Here is a 21532-nt window from a genome sequence, read left to right as displayed (position 1 = left end):
ACACACAGGGATGATGCGCTGGTCAAAGCGTTGATCTAGCGTGTATGACGTGCGCAGGAAGTACGGATTCGACCCCTACCTCGCCCTGATCGTGGCCGCCGCCCAGTTCGTGATCGCCAAGGGCGCGTCCTATGGGCAGCGGTTCTTCAGGGAGCCGCTCGACCCCTATGCCTACGGGCTGCTGCTGGTCGGCCCGCTGGCGATCCTGCTGCACCGGCGTTTCCCGCTCCTCACGACCGCCGCCACGCTGGCCGCCAACGACCTGTTCCTGATCGGCGGCTACGCCTACGGCCCCAGCTTCATCAGCCCGGCCGTCCTGCTGTTCCTGCTGGTCACGCGGGGCAGGCGGCTGATGGCCTGGATCATGGCCGGGGCGACGCTGGTGTCGTTCCTCGCCTACGCCTGGCTGATGGGCAACCGCGACCTGCTGCACAGCGTGTGGATCCTGACCTTCATCATGTTGCTCATGGTGCTGGCCGAGCTGGTCAGGATCGTCAGGGAACGCCGGGCCGAACGCGAGCGCACGGCCGAGGAGGAGGCCAGGCGGCAGGCCAGCGAGGAGCGCCTGACCATGGCGCAGGAGCTGCACGACGTGCTCGCGCACAACATCTCCCTCATCCACGTCCAGGCCTCCACCGCGCTGCACCTCATCGACGCCAACCCCGAGCAGGCGAGGACCGCCCTGTCCACCATCAAGACGGCGTCGAAGGAGGTGCTCGGCGAGATGCGCTCGGTGCTGAACGTCCTGCGCGAGGGCGCCCCCCGGGCCCCCACCGCCGGGCTCGACCGCCTCGACGAGCTGGTGCAGCGCTCCGGCGTGAAGGTGACGCTCAAACGCGTCGGCTCCCGGCCGCTGCCGTCGCAGGTGGAGCGGGCCGCGTACCGGATCGTGCAGGAGTCGCTCACCAACGCCGCCCGGCACGCCCCCGGCTCGGACGTCACCGTGCGCCTGGAGTACGCCGAGCACGAGCTGCTCATCGCGGTGGCCGACACGGGCGCGACGGACGTTCCCCTCCTGTCCGAGGCCGGCAGCGGCAACGGCATCCCCGGCATGCGCGAGCGGGCCTCCGCCCTCGGCGGCACGCTGGTCGCAGGCCCGTCGGGCGCCGGCTTCCAGGTCGAGGCCCGGCTCCCCCTACCTGAGGAGACCCCATGATCAAGTTGCTGCTGGCCGACGACCAGGCGCTGGTACGCGCGGGCTTCAAGGCGCTGCTCGACGCCCAGCCCGACATGACCGTGGTGGCCGAGGCCACCGACGGCGCGGAGGCGGTGCGGCTGGCGGGCGAGCACCAGCCCGACGTCGTGCTGATGGACATCCGCATGCCGGGCACCGACGGGCTGACCGCCACCCGCCAGATGCCGCCGGGGCCGCACATCATCATCCTGACGACGTTCGAGCTGGACGAGTACGTCTTCGAGGCGCTGCGCGGCGGCGCCAGCGGCTTCCTGGTCAAGGACACCGAGCCGGCCGAGCTGATCCAGGCCGTCCGGGTGGTCGCGGCCGGCGAGGCGCTGCTGTCGCCCAGCGTGACCCGCCGCCTGATCGCTGAATACGCCACCCGCGCCAAGGCCCCGATCGCCGTCGACGGGCTCGACCAGCTCACCGAGCGCGAGCGGGAGGTGCTCGCCCTGGTCGGCACCGGCATGACCAACGACGAGATCGCGGCCAAGCTGTTCATGTCGCCGGCCACGGCCAAGACGCACGTGAGCCGGGCCATGATGAAGTTGCACGCCCGCGACCGCGCCCAGCTCGTCGTCATCGCCTACGAGTCGGGCCTGGTGAAGCCCGGCTGGGCCTGACGGGTCCGTCCGAGACGCGGGCCGGAGCGTCCTAGGACGTGAACCAGGTGGACACCGCTCCGGCCATGCCCGCTGTGCCCGCCGTACCCGCCCAGGCCACATAGCCGTCTGGGCGGATCAGCAGCGCGTCGGCGGGCGGGTCGTCGCAGCGCGCCCTCACCACCTCGATCCACTCGTCGTCGAGCCCACCCGCGCCACCGCCCAGGTCGAGGAGCACGGGACGGCCCGCCCGCATCAGCTCGGCAACCCGGCGCCCGTCCGCCAGGGCCAGGTCGGGGACGAACCGGCCCACCAGCGCATGTTCCCCCGGCCCGTAGCGAGCGCCGGCGTCGTGCAGCAGCCCGGCCAGGTGGCGGGCCGGCTGCTCGAACGCGAACACCTCGGCGAGCAGCTCGCGCAGCGCGGCTCCGTCCTCGCCCTCCACGCGGTCGATCGCCGCCTGAGCGCGGGTCTGCAGGAGCGTGCGCTCACCGACCGGCCGCCGCTCGGCCTCGTACGTGTCGAGCAGCCGGGCGGGCGCCCGCCCGCGCAGTGCGGCGGCCAGCTTCCAGCCGAGGTTGGCCGCGTCCGTCATGCCGACGTTGAGCGCCGACCCGCCCGCGGGGAACAGGTGGGCGGCGTCCCCCGCCAGGAACACCCGGCCGGCCCGGTACCGCTCGGCCAGCCTGGCCTGCGCGGCCGTGCAGGACATCCAGATCGGCTCGCCGAGCGGCACGTCCCGGCCCAGCACGCGGCGGACGGCGGCGCGGAAGGTCTCCAGCGTCACGGGCCCGTCGGAGGGCCCGCCCCGCTCGCGTACGCCGGCGACGAGCACGCCGTCGTGGAGCGAGGTGAGCAGCACACGGCCGTGCGGCCCGCGGTCCAGCCCGGCTCCAGGCCGTCGCCCTCCAGGGACTCGAACACCTTCATGTCGGCCTTGAAATGGCCGATCATCAGCCCTTCCTCGTCGGTGGTGCCGGGGAAGGCGATCCCGGCCCGCTCGCGTACGAGGCTCCGGGGGCCGTCGCAGCCCACCACGTACCGCGCCCGGACGATCCCTTCACCGGAGACGCCGAGCGTCACTCCTTCCTCGTCCTGGGAGAGCGACAGCACCTCGCACCCCCGCCTGATGTCGACCCCGAGTTCCCGCGCCCGCTCGGCGAGCAGCCGCTCCAGCCGCGGCTGCTGGATCAGCAGCAGCCGCAGCGCGATGTCGTCGAGCCCGTCGAACCGCATCGGCACCCCTCCGAACGGGAACCCCGGCGCCCGGCCCGCGAACGGGCTGCCCGCGCTGAAACGTTCCAGCAGCCCCCGGTGGTCGAGTAAGTCGACGATCTGGCCGCCGAGCCCGTTGGCCCTGGGCAGCTCGCTCGGCTCGGTCCTCTTCTCCAGCACGATCGGGCGGGCTCCCGCCAGGCTCAGCTCGCACGCGAGCATCAGCCCCACGGGCCCGGCCCCCACGATCAACACATCTTCCATGCCTGTCAGGCTAGGTTGACAATTCTCGGGCTGTCAAGCTAGCCTGACACCGTGGATGTTACGGAGCTGTCCGAGCGGATCAGGGCCGGAGACCCGGCGATGGGCCTGCGGGCGGTCGGCGCTCTGCACCGGCTGGCCGAGCAGGTCGAGGCGACGTCGGTGGCGCTGGCCAGGGAGCAGGGCTGGACCTGGGAGCAGATCGGCGACGCGCTCGGCATGTCGCGGCAGTCGGTGCACGCCAAATACGGGAAGTGAGGCCGGCGATGTTCGGCAGGCAGAAGAGCACGGTCACAGTGATCATCAAGGCCGCGTTCGAGGAGGCCCGGCTCCGCGGCGACCGCCGGATGGGCACCGAGCACCTGCTGCTCGGCCTCCTCCACCACGACGAGTCAGCGCGGGGACTGGGCGTCGACACCGCCGCCGCCCGCGCCGCGCTCGACGAGCTCGACCGGGCGGCCCTGCGCATGCTGGGCCTCGAGGTCGGCGACGTGCCCAAGTCGCCGCGCAAACATCCGCGGATTCCCGACACCGCGCTCACCTCCAGCGCCCGCGCCGTGCTCAACCAGGCCATCAAGGCCACGACGATGAAGACGAGGGAGGCGCAGATGCCCCGGCACCTGGCGCTCGGCCTGCTGGCGCAGGCGCATCCCGATCCCGCCGCGCAGGTCATCGACCAGCTCGGGATCGACCGCGCGGCGGTGCGCAGCCGCCTCACGTGACGAAATCTGGTTGAACGACGGGCACGGCCCCTGACAAGGTCGGAGGATGCGGCGCACGTACGACGACCTCATCCGGGAGGCGGCCGACGTCTCCGTGGACGGCTGGGACTTCTCCTGGCTCGACGGCCGGGCCACCGAGGAGCGCCCGTCCTGGGGCTATGCCCGGCTGCTCGGCGAGCGGCTGGCGACGGTCCGGTCCGCGCTCGACATCCAGACAGGCGGCGGCGAGGTCCTGGCCGGGGTCCCCACGCTGCCGCCGGTGACCGTGGCCACCGAGTCCTGGCCGCCCAACCTCGCGCTCGCCGCCTCCCGGCTGCGCCGGCGCGGCGCCCGGGTGGTGGCCGACGACGACGGGCCGCGCCTGCCGTTCGTGAGCGGCGTCTTCGACCTGGTGACCAGCCGCCACCCCGTGACGACGTGGTGGGAGGAGATCGCGCGCGTGCTGCGACCCGGCGGCTCCTACCTCTCCCAGCAGGTCGGGCCCAGGAGCGTGTTCGAGCTCGCCGAATTCTTCCTCGGCCCGCTCGACGGCTCGGCCCGCGGCGTCGAGCAGGCCAGGCGGGAGGCCGAGGCCGCCGGGCTCGAGGTGGTCGATCTGCGGTCCGAGCGGTTGCGCATGGAGTTCCGCGACATCGGCGCGGTCGTCTACTTCCTGCGCAAGGTCATCTGGATCGTGCCGGGCTTCTCGGTCGAGGCCCACCAGGAGAGGTTGCGCGCGCTGCACGACCGGATCGAAAGCGAAGGGCCGTTCGTGGCCCACTCCGCCAGGTTCCTGATCGAAGCGAGGAAACCCGATGGCCAAGCTGCGTGACGTGGTGGTCGACTGCCGGCACCCGGCCTCCCTGGCGAGGTTCTGGGCGGCGACGCTCGACGGCTACGCGGTGGCCCCCTACGACGAGGCCGAGCTCGCGCGGCTGCGCGCCAACGGGGTCGACGACCCGGAGGACGACCCGACAGTGCTGGTCGAGGGCGGGCCACCCCGGCTGTGGTTCCAGCACGTGCCGGAGCACAAGGTGGTCAAGAACCGGCTCCACCTCGACCTGGACGCCGACGACCCCGACGCCGAGATCGACCGCCTCACCGGGCTGGGCGCCACGGTGGTGGCCACCCGCGACGACTGGGTGGTCATGGCCGACCCGGAGGGCAACGAGTTCTGCGTGTTCTGACCCGGCTCGCGGACCGCGGAAGGCGCCGCACCTACCTCCACGGGTCGCGGACGAACGGACGAGGCGAGGCGCCGCACCTACCTCCGCGGGCGTAGGGCGGCCCGCCCTGAGCACTCCCTCGGGCGCAGCGGGAACAGGACCCGGCGTGTGATTCGCCGAACTGCCCCTTGGCGGATTCTGGAGGCAACCGTCAAGGAGGAGACATGAACACCATCGCACTGCTGGCGCCCCACTGGGGCGGCTCCGCGTTCTGGCCGATCATCCCGCTGTTCTGGGGCCTGTTCTGGGTCGGCGTCGTGGCGCTCGCCATCACCGCCCGGCGCAAGGGCTGGTGGGGCCCTCGGCAAGCTCACCAGGCCGGGCCGGCCGGACCTGCCGGGTCGCCCACCGCGTCCGCGGAGCAGATTCTCGCCGAGCGGTACGCCCGCGGCGAGATGGGCGACGACGAATACTTCGAGAAGCTCTCCGTTCTCAAGGGCGGGGCATCGTGACTTGCCCCCCGGCCTGAAGTCCGGCGATTCCCGTATCGCTCAAGCGGCGGTTCGCGGCGCGTCACCCGCGCCTCGGACCGCCGTTCCCGTGCTCGCGGCCGGCGCGGTCCGGGGCCTTTCCTCCGGCGCGAAGCCGCGGTGATCGCCCCGCGGCCCTCATCCAAACGTCACCGTGGGTGCGACAACTGTCACTCGCCGCATGCGGGACGCCGGGTTACGTTGCGTGTACGGGCTTCTGTAGAGAGTGGGGACAAGAATGCGGTCCATCACCGACTTCCGCCGCACGTTCGCCGGCCGCTCCGCGCTCGCCCGCTGAGCGTGAGCGCCGCCGCCCTGCTCGCCGGTGGGGTCGCCGCAGGGCTCGTGGCCGGCACCGCCTCGTGCACCGCCGCACAGGGCGGGCTGCTCATGGGGCTGGCCGACGGCCGCCACGGGCGTGATCCCGCGCTCGTGGCCTGGTTCCTGGCCGGCCGGCTGGCCTCCCACACGGTCGCCGGCGCGCTGCTGGGGCTGCTCGGCTCGGCCGTCACCCTGCCGCCGCAGGCTCGGGCCGTGCTGCTCGTCGTGGCCGGCGTCACGGTGATCGTCTTCGCGGTCCGGCTCATGCGGCGCGGGCACGCCGGCTGCGCTCCGCCGCCGTCGCGGGCTCCGTCGAGGTACACGGCGCCGCTGCTGGGCGCGGCCACCATCCTGGTGCCCTGCGGCGTGACGCTCGGCGTGGAACTCGTCGCGGTCTCCAGCGGGTCCCCGGTGGCGGGGGCGGCGGCCATGGCGGGGTTCGTCATCGGTACGGCGCCGGCGTTCGCGCTGCTCGGCTACGTGCTGCGGCGCGTCTCCCGCACCCGGCTGGCCAGGCTCGCCGGGGTCGCCGCGATCGCCGCCGGGCTCTGGACCGCCGGCTCGGGGATCAGCCTCGGCGGCTGGCTGCCCGCCCCCGACCCCGCGCAGGCGGTCACCGGGCCGGGCGGCCAGAGCGTCACGGTCTGGGCCACCCGCGACGGCTACCGCCCGGCCATCGTCTCGGCGCGCGCGGGCGTGCCCGTCGAGATCGTCTTCAAGGTGGCCGAGCACGGCTGCACGGACACCGTCGTGATCGACGGCCGCGACGTCGCCCTGCCGGCCACCGTACGCCTGCCGCCGCAACGGCCGGGAAGCCTGCGCTACGTCTGCGGGATGGGCATGTACGCCGGGATCCTCACCTTCTCCTGAGCCCGGCTACCGGATCCTGGCCAGGTCGACGAGGTAGAGATCGTCCTTGAGCGTGTAACTGAGGAGCCTGCCCGTTCGGTCCGTGGACGGCAACCTGATGGAGTTGCCCTCACCCTGGATGCCCAGATAGCCGGACTTGCCGGTGTCCAGGTCGTACAGCCCCACGCCGGCGGGCATCCGGGCGCCGTACGCCGAGATGTAGAAGCGGTCCTGGGTCAGCGGGGCCGAGTGCACACGACCGGGGATGGCCTTCTGCGACGAGCCGTCCCGGTGCCGGAAGAAGAGCTCGCCCTCCGCGGTCTGGCCCAGGCAGATGGTCACACCGCAACGGCGCAGCGTCTCGCCCGGATGGATGACGGCCGTCCTGGTCTCGCCGGTTTCCATGTACCGGATCCGGCCGAAAGACGTACCTTGGGGGTTGCCTCCCGACCCCCGCGTGCCGATCCACGGCCAGGACAGCAGATGCATGTCCGCCCCCGCGTCGACCGGCTCGACCGTGCCGCCATCAAGGGGGACGGTGTAGACGCCACCCTCGGTGAGGGAGAAGACGATCTTTCCGTCGACGACGGCGCCCCGCCGGGACCTTTCGCCGGGACCTTCCGCACGGCCTCCGGCCAGACCTTCTCCACGTGCTCGGACGGCGCCGCGGAGCTCGGCAGCGAGGCGGCCTCGCCCTGGACGGCTGTCACGGTGTCGCCGCCGCGCAGCACGGCCGTGGTCCCGCCCGCGACCAGCACGATGGCCGCGGCGGCGAGCACCGTACGGGCCCGCCGCCTCCTTCTCCGGTGGACGCGTTCGAGCCGCGCGGGCAGCGGGCCGGGGTGGTGGGGCGCCTGCTCCGCCGCATGGCTGAGCGTCCTGCGCAGGGTCTCCTCGATGTCGTTCATCGTGCGTTCGTCGCCGCTGGGCAGCGCGTCGTGGTGCTCGCGTTCCGGGGGATCCCAGGCGAGCCGCTCACGCCCGCGCAACCGCCAGGCGGCGATGTGCAGCCGGGCCATCGTGGTGCGCACGTAACTCTCCGGGTTCTCCTTCGGACGCAAGCGATGCCAGGCGCCGCGCAGCTTCAGCAGCGCCTCCTGGACCAGGTCGGCCGCATCGTGCGGGTTGCCGGCCAGTACGTAGCCGTAGCGCAGCAGCGCGTCGCCGCGTTCGGCGACGAACTCCGCGAAACGGGGATCGCCTTCCAACAGTTCTCGCCCTTCGTCGTTCTTCACCTCCGAGAGGGATCGACCGCGGAAACCGTTGCACGGCCGCGCGGGGGGACCGCGCCCGGCGTTCACCCTGGAGCACTTGTCGGCGATTACGGTTCGCGATCGCGTGATCACGTGCCACTCTGTCGCCATGGCCTGGCAAGGAGAGGTGACGGCGCCGGCCGTACCGGCGCCACGCGTGGGAGACGAGCACGAGCTGCTGGCCGCGGCGCGGACGGGCGACGCGCAGGCCGCGCACCGGCTCGGCAAGCTCTACGCCCAGCACGGTGACCGCGCGGCCGCCAAGCACTGGTGGGAGCGGGCCGCCGCGGGCGGCAACGTCGACAGCGCCTACAACCTGGGCATCTGGCACGAGAAGCACGGCAGCCTGGAGGAGGCCGTCTCCTGGTACGAGCTGGCCGCGAGCACCGGCGACGCCGAGGCCGCGGCCAACCTGGCGACGCTGCTGCTCGAACAGCGCGGCGACGCGGATGCCGCCAGGGGCTGGTTCGAGGCCGCGGCGCGCAACGGGTCGAGGGCGGCCGCCCGCAGGCTCGCCCTGCTGTGCGAGGACTCGGGCGAGCTGGCGGCCGCCCGCGAATGGCACCGCCAGGCGGCCGCCGACGGCGACGTGGCCTCGGCGCACGACCTGGGGTTCCTGGCCTACTCCGCGGGCGACGACGAGGAGACCGTGCACTGGTGGGAGCGCGGGGCCGGGGGAGGCCACGCCGAGTCGGCGCACTGCATGGGTCTTTACCTGCACGCCAGCCGCGACCCCGAGGGGGCGGAGGGCTACTACCGGCTGGCCGCCAAGTACGAGCACGCCGGCGCCTCGTCCCGGCTCGGCGGTCTCGCGCTGTCCAGGGGCGACCTGCGTACGGCCCGCGCCTGGTTCGAGCGCGCGGCCGGCGCAGGGCGGGTCGAGGACCAGCGGATGGCCGGGTTCGTCTGCGTGGAGCTGGGCGACAACGCGGCGGCCAGCCACTGGTTCGGCCGGGCGGCGGCCGGCGGCGACCCCGAGTCGGCCTACGACTACGCGCTGCTGCTCATCGCCGAGTTCGGCGACCTGGCGGGCGGGCAGCACTGGTTCAGGCAGGCGGCGCTGGCCGGGCACCACGAGGCCGCGGTCGAGCTGGGCGGGCTGCTGTCGGTGGCGGGAGAGCACGGCGAGGCGCGCGAGTGGCTGTCCGATCCGCCGCCGCCGGCCTGGGGCCGGTCCGCCGAGCCGGAGCTGACGGCGCGGGCGGAGCTGGCCGCCGCCGCGACCGGGCGCAGGGGCGGAGTGCCGCTGGACGTGGCGGACCTGGCGGAGGTGCTCGGCACGTGGGATGTGGTGACCAGGCCGCTGCACGACCATTCCGAGGTGGTCGGGTGGCTGGTGGAGCGGAGCGGGGTGCACGTGAGCGCGATCGAGCATCTGGCGTCGGTGCGCGGCACGCTGCTGCGTCCCGGCAGCGCGCCGTGGCCGGGCCCGGGCGAGCTCCGGCACGTCCTGGCCACCGCGCGCGACCTGCGCCGGCGGTTGGGGGTGCGCTGACCGGCCGGGCGACCCGGGTGCTCAGCGCCGGCCGGGCGACCCGGAGCCTCAGCGCCGGCCGGGCGACCCGGAGCCTCAGCGCCGGCCGGGCGACCCGGAGCCTCAGCGCCGGCCGAGGTGGGCCCGGGTGCGGTGGTCAGCGCTGGCCGAGGTGGAACTGGTGGCCTTCGTCGTCCTTGAAGACGGCCGACCAGCCCCACGGCTGGTGCTGCGGCTCGTGGACGAACTCGACGCCGCGCGCCACGAGCTCCTCGTGCGTCCTGACGATGTCGTCGGCCTGGAACAACACGTAGTGGGGCATGCCCGTGACCGGCGCGGGCCAGTCGGGGTCGGCCTTGATGAGGACCAGCCGGGCACCCCCGTCGGGCGGCTCGACCTCGATCCAGCGGTCGTCGCCGTAGGGCATGTCGGTGGTGACCGTGAAACCCATCTTGCCGGTCCAGAAGTCGACCGCGCGCTGCTGGTCGTCGACGTAGAGGGTGACCTGGCTGACGGAGAGTGGCATCGTACCTCCCAAGGTATATCCATATTGGATATAACCAGAGTGGTGCTATGGTGTCAATCATGCTCACCGCCGCCGGGTTCCACGTGCTCCTGGCCCTGGCCAGCGGCCGCAAGCACGGCTACGCGGTGATGCGGTTCGTCGAGGAGATCAGCGGCGGCGCGGTCAGGCTGGGGCCCGGCACGCTCTACCGGACCATCAACCGGCTGGTGGCCGACGGGCTGGTGGAGGAGTTCGACGCCGGTGACCCGGCCGCCCCCCACGACGCCAGAAGGCGCTACTACAAACTGACCCCGCAGGGTGAGCGGGCCGCACGGGACGAGGCCGAGCTGATGACCCGCCTGGTGACGGCCGCGAAAGAGGCAGGGCTGATCACATGACGTCGCTACGGCCGCAAGGGTTGTGCCCACACCTGTTCGTGCGCGACGCGGATGCGGCGATCGGGTTCTACCGGGAGGGCCTGGGCGCGGTCGAGGTGTTCCGCAACACGCTGTCCGACGGGACGATCCTCTTCGTCGAACTCCAGCTCGGCGCCGGACGGCTGCTGGTCAGCGAGGAGACGCCGGCGTTCGGCGCGCCGGCCCCGCCGACGCTGGGCGGCAGCCCCGTGCTGATCCTGCTGGAGGTCGACGACCCCGACGCGGTGGCCGAGCGGGCGATCGGCGCGGGCGCCGAGGTGGAGATGCCGGTGGGCGAGATGTTCTGGGGCGAGCGGTACGGCGTGCTGCGCTACCCCTTCGGCCACCGCTGGGCCGTGACGACCGCCAGGGAGCAGCTCACCCCCGAGGAGATCGTGCGGAGCACGACGTACCGCGTGGACGACTAGTGGACGACTAGACGAGTTCGGTCACCGGCGTGTACGCCAGCCCGAGCGCCTCGGCGACCGGCTGGTTCGTCAGCCGGCCGTCGTGCGTGTTGAGCCCGCCCGCGAGCCCCGCGTCGGTCTCGACGGCCTCCCGCCAGCCCATGTTCGCCAGCTTGACCGCGTACGGGAGGGTCGCGTTGGTGAGGGCGTAGGTGGAGGTGTTGGCGACGGAGCCCGGCATGTTGGCCACGCAGTAGAAGACCGATTCGTGCACCGTGTAGGTGGGCTCGGCGTGCGTGGTCGGGCGCGAGTCCTCGAAGCAGCCGCCCTGGTCGATGGCGATGTCGACGAGCACCGAGCCCGGTTTCATGCGGGACACGAGGTCGTTGGAGACCAGCGTCGGGGCCTTGGCGCCCGGGATCAGCACCGCGCCGATGACCAGGTCGGCCCGCAGGACCTCCCGCTCGATCGCGTACGACGTCGAGACCAGCGTCTTGAGCCGGCCCTGGTAGACGGCGTCGATGAAGCGCAGCCGGTCGACGTTGGTGTCGAGCACGGTCACGTCGGCGCCCATGCCGACGGCGATCTGCGCGGCGTTCAGCCCCGACACGCCGCCGCCGATCACGACCACCTTGGCCGGAGCCACGCCGGGCACGCCGCCCGGCAGGACGCCGCGGCCGCCGTTGAAGCGCATCAGGTTGTACGCGCCCACCTGCGGCGCGAGGCGGCCGGCGACCTCGGACATCGGGGCGAGCAGCGGCAGCGCCCCGCCGACCTGCACCGTCTCGTACGCGATGCCGGTGGTCCTCGCCTTGAGCAGGGCGTCGGTGCACGGGCGCGAGGCGGCCAGGTGCAGGTACGTGAACAACACCAGCCCCTCGCGCAGCCGGTGGTACTCCTCGGCGACCGGCTCCTTCACCTTGAGCACCAGGCCGGCCTCGCCCCACACCGCGTCGGCGCTGTCGACGATCTTGGCGCCCGCTGCCAGATACTCCTCGTCCGTGATGGACGAGCCCAGACCCGCGCCCCGCTGGACGGTGACGTCGTGGCCGTTGCGCACGAGTTCGTGAACGCCCGCGGGGGTCGCCGCGACCCGGTATTCGTGGTTCTTGACCTCGGCGGGAACGCCGATCTTCATCCGTGGATCCTTTCGCGCGCCGGCACGCCGTCGTACCGGATGGTGTTACGACGAGCGGCCCCTAGAGGCGCGCCCATGCTTCGGTGAGCACGTTGCGGAGGATGGACCCGATCTCGGCGAACTCCTCGGGTCCGGCGATCAGCGGGGGCGCCAGCTGGATGACGGGGTCGCCGCGGTCGTCCGCGCGGCAGTAGAGGCCCGCCTCGTACAGCGCCTTGGACAGGAAGCCGCGCAGCAGCCGCTCCGACTCCTCGGCGTCGAACGTCTCCTTGGTGGTCTTGTCCTTGACCAGTTCGATGCCCCAGAAGTAGCCGGAGCCGCGCACGTCGCCGACGATCGGGAGGTCGCGCAGCCCGTCGAGGGTCTCCTTGAACAGCGGCTCGTTCCTGGTGACGTGGCCGAGCAGGTCTTCGCGCTCGAAGATGTCGAGGTTGGCCAGCGCGACGGCGGCGGAGACGGGGTGGCCGCCGAAGGTGTAGCCGTGCGCGAACATGGTGTCGCCGTCCTTGAACGGCTCGAACAGCCGCTCGTGCGCGATCATGGCACCGATGGGCGAGTAGCCGCTGGTCAGGCCCTTGGCGCAGGTGATGATGTCAGGCACGTAGTCGAACTTCTGGCCGCCGAACATGGTGCCGAGCCGGCCGAACGCGCAGATGACCTCGTCGGAGACGAGCAGCACGTCGTACTCGTCGCAGATCTCGCGCAGGCGCTGGAAGTAGCCGGGGGCCGGAGGGAAGCAGCCGCCGGCGTTCTGCACGGGCTCGGCGAAGACGGCGGCCACCGTGTCGGGGCCCTCCATCTCGATGGCGCGGGCCACGCGCTCGGCGGCCCAGAAGCCGTACTCCTCGGGGCTCATGCCCTTGACGCCGGTGATCTCGTCGGCGCGGTAGTGATTGGTGTTGGGCACCCTGATGGAGCCGGGCACGAGCGGCTCGAACATCTCCTTGAACGCCGGGATGCCGGTGATCGCCAGGGCACCCTGCGGGGTGCCGTGGTAGGCGATCTGGCGGCTGATGACCTTGTGCTTGAGCGGCTTGCCGACGAGCTTGAAATACTGCTTGGCCAGCTTCCATGCCGATTCAACCGCTTCGCCGCCCCCGGTGGTGAAGAAGACGCGGTCGAGCTCGCCGGGGGTGTAGGAGGCCAGGCGCTGGGCCAGTTCCGCCGCCTTGGGGTGGGCGTAGGACCACAGCGGGAAGAACGCGAGCTCCTGGGCCTGCTTGGCGGCGGCCTCGGCGAGCTCCTGTCGCCCGTGCCCGGCCTGGACCACGAAAAGCCCGGCCAGACCGTCGAGATAGCGCTTGCCGTGGATGTCGTAGATGTAGGAGCCCTCACCGCGCACGATGGTCGGGATCTCGGCCTGCTGGTAGGAGCTGTGCCTGGTGAAGTGCAACCACAGGTGGTCTTCCGCGGCCTTGAGGACGTCGTTTTCCGGCTGCGTCATGGCTATCTTCCCTCGTGTCTGACTTCCCACAGTTTGCCTGTTCCCTTGTGACTTGCCAAGCGAATCGGTCGCGACACTATGCAAGAAAATCGAGATCCGCAGAAGCGCTCTGTAACAGCAACGAAATCCGTACACCTGCCGGGGCGGCTTCGCACGGTTTCCGCGTCGCGGAACCTCGTATCCTCCTCCCATGACGGCAAAGCGCCTGTCACCCTGTAGAACTGTTCGAGAAATCTTCGTGAGAACGACCCCCGGGGGAACCGTCCGTGACTCCTGACCAGATCGAAAGCGCTGTCGCCGCCGCGATGCCCCAAGGCGTCGAGGAGCTCAAGCGGCTCGCCGCCATCCCTTCCGTGGCCTTTCCCGGGCATCCGGAGGAGCCGGTGCGCGCCGCCGCCGCGCTGACGGAGGAACTGCTGCGTTCCGCCGGTCTGCCGCGCGTCCAGCAGGTGCAGGTGGAGGGGAGCTTCCCCGCGGTCTACGGCGAGGCGCCCGCGCCGCCCGGCGCGCCCACCGTCCTGCTCTACGCGCACTACGACGTGCAGCCCGCCGGCGACCTGGCCGCGTGGCGCACCCCGCCGTTCGAGCCGACCCTGATCGACGGCCGGCTGTACGGGCGCGGCTGCGCCGACGACAAGTCCGGCGTCATCTCGCACGTCACCGCCCTGCGCGCCTTCCAGGGCCGGTTCCCGGTGGGCATCAAGGTCCTCATCGAGGGCCAGGAGGAATACGCGGGCGAGCGTCTGGAGGCGTTCGTCGAGCAGAACCCCGAGCTGCTGCGCGCCGACGCCATCGTGGTGGCCGACACCGGCAACCCGCGCGTGGGCGACGCCTCGGTCACGACGTCGCTGCGCGGCATGGCCGCCTTCACCGTCGAGGTCCGCACGCTGCGCGAGTCCCTGCACAGCGGATCGTTCGGCGGCGCCGCCCCCGACGCGCTGGCGGCCCTGATGCGCATGCTGACCGCGCTGCACGGCGACAACGGCGAGGTGCGGGTGCCGGGCCTGCCCAGGGGCAACTTCTTCGGCCAGGGGCCGTCGGAGGAGGAGTTCAGGCAGACGGCCGGCGTGCTCGACGGGGTCTCGCTGGTGGGCTCCGGCTCGCTGGCCGACCGCCTGTGGTCGTCCTACTCGATCACCGTGACCGGCATGGACGTGCCGACGGTGTCGGGCGCGGTCAACGCCGTGCAGCCGGTCGCCAGGGCCAGGGTGACGGTTCGCATCCCGCCGGCCGGCGACCCGAAGACGACGGTCAACGCGGTGACGGAGTTCCTGCGGCAGGTGGCGCCGTGGGGCGTGCGGGTGGCGTTCGGCGACGTCGTCGTGGGCTCCGGCTTCCAGGCCGACTCGGGCGGCAAGGCCAGGTCGGCGCTCAACCGGGCGATGGAGCGCGCCTTCGGCCGCCCGCCGCGCGACGTGGGCGCGGGCGGGTCGATCCCGCTGGTCAACACCTTGCTGAAGCAGTTCCCCGCGGCGGAGATCCTGCTGTTCGGCGCCGAGGACGAGGACGCCGCCATCCACGCGCCCAACGAGCGGGTCGACCTGGAGGAGCTCCGCCGCGTCGCCACCACGGAGGCGCTGTTCCTGCACGAGCTGAGCCTCCCGTCGGCGCTCGGCGTCTAGGAGGGGTGCTCGCCGGTCGCTCCTAGGTCGGGGCGAACATGCGGGGCCGGGCGTGCAGGACCACGACGCCCGGCCCCGGCTCGGCCAGGGCGCCGGCCAGCTCCTCGGCCAGGGAGGCGGCGTGGCGACGCGGGCGGGCACCCCGCCGGGGCGTGCGCGCTGGCCGCCGCCGCGACGGCTGTCGCCGTCCCGGGGGGCGCGGACGTTCAGCCGCCGGTCGCGACGACGACGCGGCCGGCTGCGACGAAGACGGTGCTGGAGCGGGCCGCGCTGGTGGCCGGCCGATCCGCCGCCAAGGAGATCAGGCCCGACCAGTGGTTCTACCTGAAGGAGTCGCAGCACATGGGCAGCGACCTGCCGTCCTCCGAACAATGGAGCCGGATGGACGGGGGCAGGTCGGCGTTGCGCCAGGAAGGCGGTGAGCTCAAGGTGGGGGCCCCGGAGAAGGGGCCGACCAACGTCACCCGCACCCAGCGGGAGGTGGAGGCGCTGCCCACCGACCCTGACGCCCTGCTGGAGCATTTCCGCGGGCTGGAAAGGCCACTCACGCCGCTGTCGGTGTGCGGGCCCGAGTGTCCCGCCGAGATCGCCGCCGACGTCAAGGTGTTCGGGGCGATCGGGTGGTACATGAAGTTCGGGCCGATCATCCCGCCGGACACGCGAGCCGCGATGTACCGGGCGCTGGCCAAGCTCCCGCACGTCTCCGTCGAGGAGTACGTCACCGACATGGACGGCCGCGCAGGCGTCGGCGTGGTCTTCGACGCGGGCCCTCACGGCAAGGCCGTCTACATCCTCGACTCCGGCGACTACCGCTATATGGGCGTGAAAGTCGTTGACGACGGCGAGGCCGTCGGGATGTCGGTGCTCGGCGCCGGCATCGTCGACAACGCCGGCGACCTGCCCTGACCCCGTGGACCGCCCGCCGCCGGTCAGTAGTGCGCGGGACGGCGGTGCACGAGCCGCAGGCCCATCTCGATCAGCGCCCAGCCCAGCCGGACCTCCCAGCGGCGGACGGCACGGACGGGTGTCCTGGCCAGGCGGCTGCGCTCCGCCTCCGCGCGCAGCTCGAAGGCCCGCACGCGCTCGACGTACAGGAACAAGTCGGTGTTCATCAGCCCTCCTGGGGTCCGCCTCGGACGCGGAGCGGGGATTCGCTTCAGGCGCGGAGCGGGGGTTCGCTTCAGGCGCGGAGCGGGGGTTCGCTTCAGGCGCGGAGCGGGGGTTCGCTTCAGGCGCGGAACGGGGGTTCGCTTCAGGCGCGGAACGGGGGTTCGCTTCAGGCGCGGAGCGGGGGTTCGCTTCAGGCGCGGAACGGGGGTTCGCTTCAGGCGCGGAGCGGGGATTCGCTTCAGGCGCGGAACGGGGGTCCGCTTCAGACGCGGAACGGGAAGCCGTTGACGTGCAGGGCGACGTTTTCGCGGCCCTGTGTGGCGCCCGCCTCGCGGGCCGCCGCGCCGCGTTCCCGCCACTTCGCGACCAGCTCGCCGAGCTCACGGCTGAGGTCATGCAGTTCCTCGGCCGTGAGCGACAGCAGGAATTCGGAGCTGAAGGCCGCGCCACGCCAGTCGTCGGTCCAGGCCGGCTTGGTGTCGAGGTATTCCTCGTACATCTCGGTCCGCTGGCGGACGTAGACGCGGGACACGGCGGTGTGGACGGCGGCCCGCTCGGGCGCGTCGCGCCAGTCCTCGTCTCTGGTGCTGACCACGGTGGAGACCGGCCGCCACCACCGCTCCCTGGCGTCGCCGCTGCCCGGCTCGGCCTCCACGATGATGCCGTGCGCGGACAGCTTTCGCAGGTGGTAGCTGACCAGTGACACGGCCTCGCCGACCTTGTCGGCCAGTTGGGATGCCGTCGCGGTGCCCGCCATGTAGAGCGCGCGGTAGAGCTTGATGCGCAGCGGGTGACCCAGCGCTTTGAGCGTGTCGATGTCCTTGACGCGGTGGTCCTTGTCGGCGGCCATGGCTCCACCGTAGAAGCAAAAGGAAATTTGCGCAATAGATGTTGCGCAAATTCCCTTTCCTATCTTGAGCGCGCCAGGGCCGGCCGCGAAAGATTTGCCGCCTTTCCGCCGGTCCGGGCCCTATGTGGTACGAGTCCCGCATGGGCGGCCCCGCCCGGCCGTCATGGGCGCCAGGACGGCCGGGCCCAAGGGGCCCTATCTGACGGGCAGGGCGTAGACCCGGCGCACGCTGCTGCCGAGCCGGCTCACGTCGGCGCCGTACACGTGGAGGGACACCCCGACCTCCTGGCTGGTGTTGCGCACCATGTGGATGTCACCGGGCGGCGCGAACCCGCTGACCTCGCCAGGACGGTTGGCCGCGCGCCCGATCTCCACCAGATGGTCACCCATGTCGCGGTAGAGGGTCTCGTTCTCGATGCCGCTGAGAATGCCGAACGTGCACCACGCCACATGGTCGTGGATCACCGTGAACTGGCCGGGCCGCCACACGACCGCCACCACCGAGAAGTCCTCCTGGGCGTGCAGCACGTGGGACACGTACCCGTCGGATGAGCCCGCGCGCTCCTCCGGCGTGAGGATGTCGAGCCCGGGGAGGCCGTCGCGGAGCAGATCGGCGACGGCGTGCGCGGTGTCGCGGGGCGCTGACTCGCGTGCCACGATCTCGGAGATGCCGGACACGATCGGACCCAGCCCCGGACGGACGACGGTGACGGTGCGCATGAGGTTCTCCCTGGAAGTTCGCCTTCCCTTCTACCGTGTCCCACATGGATCGATAGGTCCAACAGAAGTCTTCTGGTCCATCGATAGATACGATTGATGAATGCTCGACGTCACCCGGCTCCACGTCCTGCTCGCGGTCGCCCGCACGGGTTCGCTGACCGCGGCCGCCAAAGAGCTCCACTACTCCCAGCCCTCGGTCAGCCATCACCTGGCCAAGCTGGAGGCGGAGACCGGGGCCAAGCTCATCCAGCGCGCCGGGCGCGGCATCCGGCTCACGGACGCCGGCCGGCTGCTCGCCGAACGCGCCGCCGAGATCATCGGCCGCCTCGACGCCACGTCCGAGGAACTGGCCGCCCACGTCGGGCTGCGTACCGGCCGCGTGAGGCTGGCCGCCTTCCCCTCCGCGCTGGGCACGTTCATCCCGAAGGCGGCCGGCCTGCTCGCCGCCGCCCACCCCGGGCTGCGCCTGGAGCTCACGGAGACCGAGCCGCCGGAGGCGCTCAGGCTGCTGCGGGCGGGCCGGGCGGACGTGGCGGTGATGTTCCGGTACGACGACACCGCGCCGGAGGGCAACGGCCTCCACATGATCCACCTCTTCGACGACCTCAGCTACCTGGTGTCCAGCACGCCGGCCGGGGGTCTGCACGGCGGGCTGGCCGAGCATGCCGGCTCACCCTGGATCGCGGGCTGCGACCGGTGCCGCAGCCACCTGCTGGACATCTGCGACAAGGCGGGATTCACGCCGCGCATCTCGTTCACCAGCGACGACATCGTGGCCGTGCAGGCCCTCGTGGCGGCAGGGCTGGGCCTGACCCTGCTGCCCGGGCTGGCGCTCACCGCCCACCGCCACCCCGGCGTGCACGTGGCCGAGGTGCCCGGTTCGACCCGGCACGTGTACGCCGCCGTCTACGGCGAACCACCCCACCCACCGGCCACGGAGGCACTCGTGAAGGCGCTGCGGGAAAGCCTGTGACGCCCACGAGCTGCCCGGTGCGGTTGCAGCGGTCGCTGTTCCGGAACGGTCCGCCCGGTGGCCGGCGGCGTGGGCGCACATCCGCGAAGGCATGACAAGAGCGGAAATTTTCCAGCCATAGTGCGATAGTTGGATCACAGGCTCGTCGGGGGGACGACACGTCGCGACGTACCTAAATGGGCGGACCCATGGACACGCCACCACACCGCCTCGCGCTCGAACGGGTCGTCGAGGTCTACTCCGGTCACGACGACCTCGTCGGCGTGACCGGATCTGGATACGTGATCGGCGCCGACCTGGTGCTGGCCTCCGGCCAGGTGGTCGGGCCCGATACGCCGTGCCAGGTGCGCGCGCCCTGGTCGGCCCGGTGGATCGCGGCCGAGCAGGTGTGGCGCGGACGCGGCGCGGCGAGCGCGGTGCTGCTGCGGGTGCCCGGCGCCCCATGGGCCGAACTGCCCGGCATCGAACACGTGCGCTGGGCCAGGGCCGCCGCGCCCGGCGTACGGTGCCTGGCCAGAGGGTTCCCGCGGGCGGGGCAGCGCGCCGGGTTCCGCGACGCCGAGACGCTGGCCGGCCTGGTCGACGCCCCGGTCGACGCGGCGGCGAAGGCGCTGACGGTCTCCGTGGGAAACCCCGGGAGCCACGCCGTGCCGGGCTCGCTCTGGGGCGGCATGCCGGGCGCCGCCCTGCTCGCCGAACCGGCCGGCCAGATCATCGGCGTGATCACCTCGGGAACCGCTCCGCGGCTGGACGCCGTACCGGTGACCGCGCTGCTGAGCGACGCGCGTTTCCGCGAGCTGGCCGGCGTGCCACCCGGCCGGCTCGAGACCGTGACCGGCGACGAACCCTCCGTACCACTCGCGGACCTGCTGGCGCCCGCCCGGGACGACCCGCCGCCGGACGGCCCCGACTGGACGCTGCTGCCCGCCCGTCACGCCGTCGTGCCGTTCCTGGGGCGGGAGGAAGAGCTGGCCCGGCTGCGCGCCTGGGCCGCCGAACCGGCCGCGCTGTCGATCGCGGTCCTGACCGGCCGCGCGGGAACCGGCAAGTCCCGGCTGGCGGGCGAACTGTGCGTGGAGCTGGCGGGGTCCGGCTGGGACGCCGGCCTCCTCCCCCTGGACACCCTCTACGACCTGGCCCCCGAGCCCGACGCTGACCCCAGGCTGGACAGGGACTCCGGGCCGGACGTGGGCCCCGGGCCGGAGGTGGATGCCGGCCGCGCGGCGGTGGACGGAGGGGCAAGCGCCGCGCTGGACGCCGTCCGGCCGACGTTGCTCGTCGTCGAGCATCCCGAACCCTCCGTTCCCGTGGTGGGCGAGCTGATCCGGCGGCTGGCCAAGCACGGCCGCAATCCCCGCGTACGGCTCCTGCTCGTGGCCCGCGAGCCGGGCGAGCCCGGGTGGTGGCGGCGCCTCGACACGGCGGCGGGCGGCTGGCTGCGGCGGCTGAACACCACGACGATCCAGCTCAACACCAGCCCGCTCACCCTGCCCGAGCGGACGGAGCACGCCCGCGCCGCCATGAAGGCGTTCGCCCCCAGCCGGGCCGCGCTGCCCGCCCCGCCCCATCTCGACGACCCCGAGTACGGCCTGCCGCTCCACGTCCACCTGGCCGCCCTGATGCGCCTGCGCGACGAGGGCGGGCACGCGCGCGGCGGGCTCCTGGAGCGGTTCGTCGCGCGGGAACTGGCCGAGTGGGCACTGGCCTGGCCCACAGGTCACCAGCGGGTGGACGACGTGACGGCGCGCCCGGCAGTGGCGGTGGACGACATGATGGCGCGCCAGGCCATGGCGGTGGACGACGTGACCTCGCGCCAGGCCATGGCGGTGGTCACGCTCACCGCGCCCACGCCCGCCGAACTGCCCGGCCTGCTCCCGGCCGTGCCGGGACTGCGCGACGCCGCGTCCAGCGGACCCGGGCTCGACGGCCGCCTCCAGGACATGGCCGCCTGGCTCCGCCGCATCCTCCCCGGCGGCGAACGGCTCGTCCCGCCAGGCCCTGACCTCGTGGCCGAACAGCTCCTGTCCGGCACGGAGGGCCTGGAATCGCTCGTGCTCGCCGTGCACGACCTCGACGGCCGCACGGTCCGGCATCTCGTACGGATGCTGGACGTCCTGCGGATGTGCGCGGGTGGGGAGCGGGTCAGGTCGGCGCTGCGGACGCTCGTCACGGCCAGGGCCGGCAGCCTGGTCGAAGAGGCCGTGACCCATCCAGGCACGCGGCTCGGCGACCTGGTCAACGCCGTAATCGGGCTGTTTCCCGCCGAACCGGAGGTCATGGCCGCATTACCGGTACGGACCGGGCGGGACCGGCTCGGCCTGCGGGCCCTCGACGTGACGCTCAGCGAACTGGCCGTGCACCGTCACCGGGCACGAGGTGAGCGGACCGCCCTGGCGGAGGCGCTGTCCATGCTGTCGGGCCGGCTGGCGGCCGCGGGACGAGTGGGCGAGGCCGTCGCCGCGGCCGCGGAGGCCGTGGAGATTCACGCGGTCGCTCCCCCGTACGAAGAGGCGGCCGGACGGGCGGAAGCGCTGTTCGACCTGGGAGCCTGCCTGCTGCTGGCGGGCGAGGCGGGTGCCGCGCTCAAGCCCGCGCAGGAGGCGGCGGCGAGGTTCCGGATCCTGGCCGAGAACGACCCCCGGTATACGGACGAGGCCGTACGGGCACAGCACAACCTCGCGTGCGCGCTGCTGGAGACAGGGCGGCTGGGCGAGGCGGTCCGGGCGTTCGAGGCGGCGGGCGGGGACGGCGGGTTCGCGGCGCATCTGGCTGCCCTCCTGTCCGTGCCCGCCGCACAC

At 72.4% G+C, this 21532-nt stretch carries 24 protein-coding genes and 1 pseudogene; 15 read left to right on the top strand and 10 right to left on the bottom strand.

The window, feature by feature from the left end; translation table 11 throughout:
* Window positions 1–49 precede the first annotated feature (49 nt).
* Together E1292_RS30940 and E1292_RS30935 are read left to right on the top strand one after the other, a co-directional pair.
* A complete protein-coding gene (locus tag E1292_RS30940; protein WP_132599294.1) occupies window positions 50–1156 on the top strand; it encodes a sensor histidine kinase in 1107 nt (368 codons plus the stop codon).
* Window positions 1153–1800, top strand: a complete 648-nt coding sequence (locus tag E1292_RS30935; protein ID WP_132599292.1) for a response regulator transcription factor — start codon at window positions 1153–1155, stop codon at window positions 1798–1800. The genes E1292_RS30940 and E1292_RS30935 overlap by 4 nt, the downstream gene beginning before the upstream one ends.
* 31 nt (window positions 1801–1831) lie before the next feature.
* Here E1292_RS30935 and E1292_RS55100 read toward each other — a convergent pair whose 3' ends face one another.
* Window positions 1832–2641: an FAD-dependent monooxygenase gene (locus E1292_RS55100; protein ID WP_281284068.1), complete on the bottom strand. Its 810-nt coding sequence runs from the start codon at window positions 2639–2641 to the stop codon at window positions 1832–1834.
* Entirely contained in the window at window positions 2563–3258 is a 696-nt protein-coding gene (locus E1292_RS54175) for an FAD-dependent monooxygenase (protein WP_132599288.1), read from the bottom strand. The genes E1292_RS55100 and E1292_RS54175 overlap by 79 nt, the downstream gene beginning before the upstream one ends.
* A 51-nt stretch (window positions 3259–3309) precedes the next feature.
* Between E1292_RS54175 and E1292_RS30920 the strand changes: the two genes are divergently transcribed.
* The 6 genes from E1292_RS30920 to E1292_RS30895 all read left to right on the top strand — a co-directional run bounded on the left by E1292_RS30920 (window position 3310) and on the right by E1292_RS30895 (window position 6843).
* Complete coding sequence (locus tag E1292_RS30920; protein WP_165974823.1) at window positions 3310–3513, top strand: helix-turn-helix domain-containing protein; 204 nt, start codon at window positions 3310–3312, stop codon at window positions 3511–3513.
* Window positions 3514–3521: 8 nt separating this feature from the next.
* A complete protein-coding gene (locus tag E1292_RS30915; protein ID WP_132599286.1) occupies window positions 3522–3977 on the top strand; it encodes a Clp protease N-terminal domain-containing protein in 456 nt (151 codons plus the stop codon).
* Window positions 3978–4023: 46 nt separating this feature from the next.
* Window positions 4024–4788 carry a methyltransferase domain-containing protein gene (locus E1292_RS30910; protein WP_132599284.1) on the top strand — a complete coding sequence of 255 codons (765 nt, stop codon included), beginning with the start codon at window positions 4024–4026 and terminating at the stop codon, window positions 4786–4788.
* Window positions 4772–5143: a VOC family protein gene (locus tag E1292_RS30905; RefSeq protein WP_132599282.1), complete on the top strand. Its 372-nt coding sequence runs from the start codon at window positions 4772–4774 to the stop codon at window positions 5141–5143. The genes E1292_RS30910 and E1292_RS30905 overlap by 17 nt, the downstream gene beginning before the upstream one ends.
* A gap of 203 nt (window positions 5144–5346) precedes the next feature.
* Window positions 5347–5634, top strand: coding sequence for an SHOCT domain-containing protein (locus E1292_RS30900; RefSeq protein WP_132599280.1), 288 nt, complete (start codon window positions 5347–5349; stop codon window positions 5632–5634).
* A 318-nt stretch (window positions 5635–5952) separates the two neighbouring features.
* Entirely contained in the window at window positions 5953–6843 is an 891-nt protein-coding gene (locus E1292_RS30895; protein ID WP_246090448.1) for a sulfite exporter TauE/SafE family protein, read from the top strand.
* 6 nt (window positions 6844–6849) lie between these two features.
* Here E1292_RS30895 and E1292_RS30890 read toward each other — a convergent pair whose 3' ends face one another.
* Complete coding sequence (locus E1292_RS30890; protein ID WP_132599278.1) at window positions 6850–7164, bottom strand: hypothetical protein; 315 nt, start codon at window positions 7162–7164, stop codon at window positions 6850–6852.
* Window positions 7161–8030 carry a sigma factor gene (locus E1292_RS54170; RefSeq protein ID WP_246090447.1) on the bottom strand — a complete coding sequence of 290 codons (870 nt, stop codon included), beginning with the start codon at window positions 8028–8030 and terminating at the stop codon, window positions 7161–7163. Before E1292_RS54170 ends, E1292_RS30890 begins: the two co-directional genes overlap by 4 nt.
* Before the next feature lie 154 nt (window positions 8031–8184).
* On the opposite strand from E1292_RS54170, the gene E1292_RS30880 reads away from it, so the two are divergent.
* Window positions 8185–9570 (top strand): tetratricopeptide repeat protein, encoded by a 1386-nt coding sequence (locus tag E1292_RS30880; RefSeq protein WP_132599276.1) that lies wholly within the window; start codon window positions 8185–8187, stop codon window positions 9568–9570.
* Window positions 9571–9706: 136 nt separating this feature from the next.
* Here the strand turns inward: E1292_RS30880 and E1292_RS30875 are convergent, their stop codons facing one another.
* Window positions 9707–10075 carry a VOC family protein gene (locus E1292_RS30875; RefSeq protein ID WP_132599274.1) on the bottom strand — a complete coding sequence of 123 codons (369 nt, stop codon included), beginning with the start codon at window positions 10073–10075 and terminating at the stop codon, window positions 9707–9709.
* Window positions 10076–10134: 59 nt separating this feature from the next.
* Here E1292_RS30875 and E1292_RS30870 point away from each other — a divergent pair, with 59 nt between their 5' ends.
* Both E1292_RS30870 and E1292_RS30865 read left to right on the top strand, forming a co-directional pair.
* The gene (locus E1292_RS30870; RefSeq protein WP_220447142.1) at window positions 10135–10452 is read left to right on the top strand and encodes a PadR family transcriptional regulator; all 318 of its coding nucleotides are present in this window, start codon (window positions 10135–10137) and stop codon (window positions 10450–10452) included.
* The gene (locus E1292_RS30865) at window positions 10449–10898 is read left to right on the top strand and encodes a VOC family protein (protein WP_132599270.1); all 450 of its coding nucleotides are present in this window, start codon (window positions 10449–10451) and stop codon (window positions 10896–10898) included. Before E1292_RS30870 ends, E1292_RS30865 begins: the two co-directional genes overlap by 4 nt.
* Before the next feature lie 7 nt (window positions 10899–10905).
* Here the strand turns inward: E1292_RS30865 and ald are convergent, their stop codons facing one another.
* Both ald and E1292_RS30855 read right to left on the bottom strand, forming a co-directional pair.
* Entirely contained in the window at window positions 10906–12015 is a 1110-nt protein-coding gene (ald, locus tag E1292_RS30860; protein WP_132599268.1) for an alanine dehydrogenase, read from the bottom strand.
* Window positions 12016–12076: 61 nt separating this feature from the next.
* A complete protein-coding gene (locus E1292_RS30855; RefSeq protein ID WP_132599266.1) occupies window positions 12077–13459 on the bottom strand; it encodes an aspartate aminotransferase family protein in 1383 nt (460 codons plus the stop codon).
* A gap of 266 nt (window positions 13460–13725) precedes the next feature.
* Here E1292_RS30855 and E1292_RS30850 point away from each other — a divergent pair, with 266 nt between their 5' ends.
* Window positions 13726–15081, top strand: coding sequence for a dipeptidase (locus E1292_RS30850; RefSeq protein ID WP_132599264.1), 1356 nt, complete (start codon window positions 13726–13728; stop codon window positions 15079–15081).
* A 93-nt stretch (window positions 15082–15174) separates the two neighbouring features.
* Window positions 15175–15987 (top strand): annotated as a pseudogene (locus tag E1292_RS30845) (CU044_5270 family protein); the annotation flags it as partial.
* Window positions 15988–16010: 23 nt separating this feature from the next.
* On the opposite strand, the gene E1292_RS30840 reads toward E1292_RS30845, so the two are convergent.
* From E1292_RS30840 to E1292_RS30830, 3 genes are all read right to left on the bottom strand, one after another.
* Window positions 16011–16193 (bottom strand): hypothetical protein, encoded by a 183-nt coding sequence (locus E1292_RS30840; protein ID WP_132599260.1) that lies wholly within the window; start codon window positions 16191–16193, stop codon window positions 16011–16013.
* Between the two features lie 260 nt (window positions 16194–16453).
* Entirely contained in the window at window positions 16454–17041 is a 588-nt protein-coding gene (locus tag E1292_RS30835; protein WP_132599258.1) for a winged helix-turn-helix domain-containing protein, read from the bottom strand.
* A gap of 195 nt (window positions 17042–17236) precedes the next feature.
* Entirely contained in the window at window positions 17237–17761 is a 525-nt protein-coding gene (locus E1292_RS30830) for a cysteine dioxygenase family protein (protein ID WP_132599256.1), read from the bottom strand.
* Between the two features lie 100 nt (window positions 17762–17861).
* On the opposite strand from E1292_RS30830, the gene E1292_RS30825 reads away from it, so the two are divergent.
* Window positions 17862–18734: a LysR family transcriptional regulator gene (locus tag E1292_RS30825; protein WP_132599254.1), complete on the top strand. Its 873-nt coding sequence runs from the start codon at window positions 17862–17864 to the stop codon at window positions 18732–18734.
* Window positions 18735–18922: 188 nt separating this feature from the next.
* Window positions 18923–21532 (top strand): tetratricopeptide repeat protein (locus E1292_RS30820; protein WP_132599252.1); only part of this gene is annotated, 2610 nt, incomplete at its 3' end.

It is taken from the genome of Nonomuraea deserti (assembly GCF_004348685.1).
Lineage (GTDB): Bacteria > Actinomycetota > Actinomycetes > Streptosporangiales > Streptosporangiaceae > Nonomuraea > Nonomuraea deserti.
This window is presented reverse-complemented; position numbering and strand designations above follow the sequence as displayed.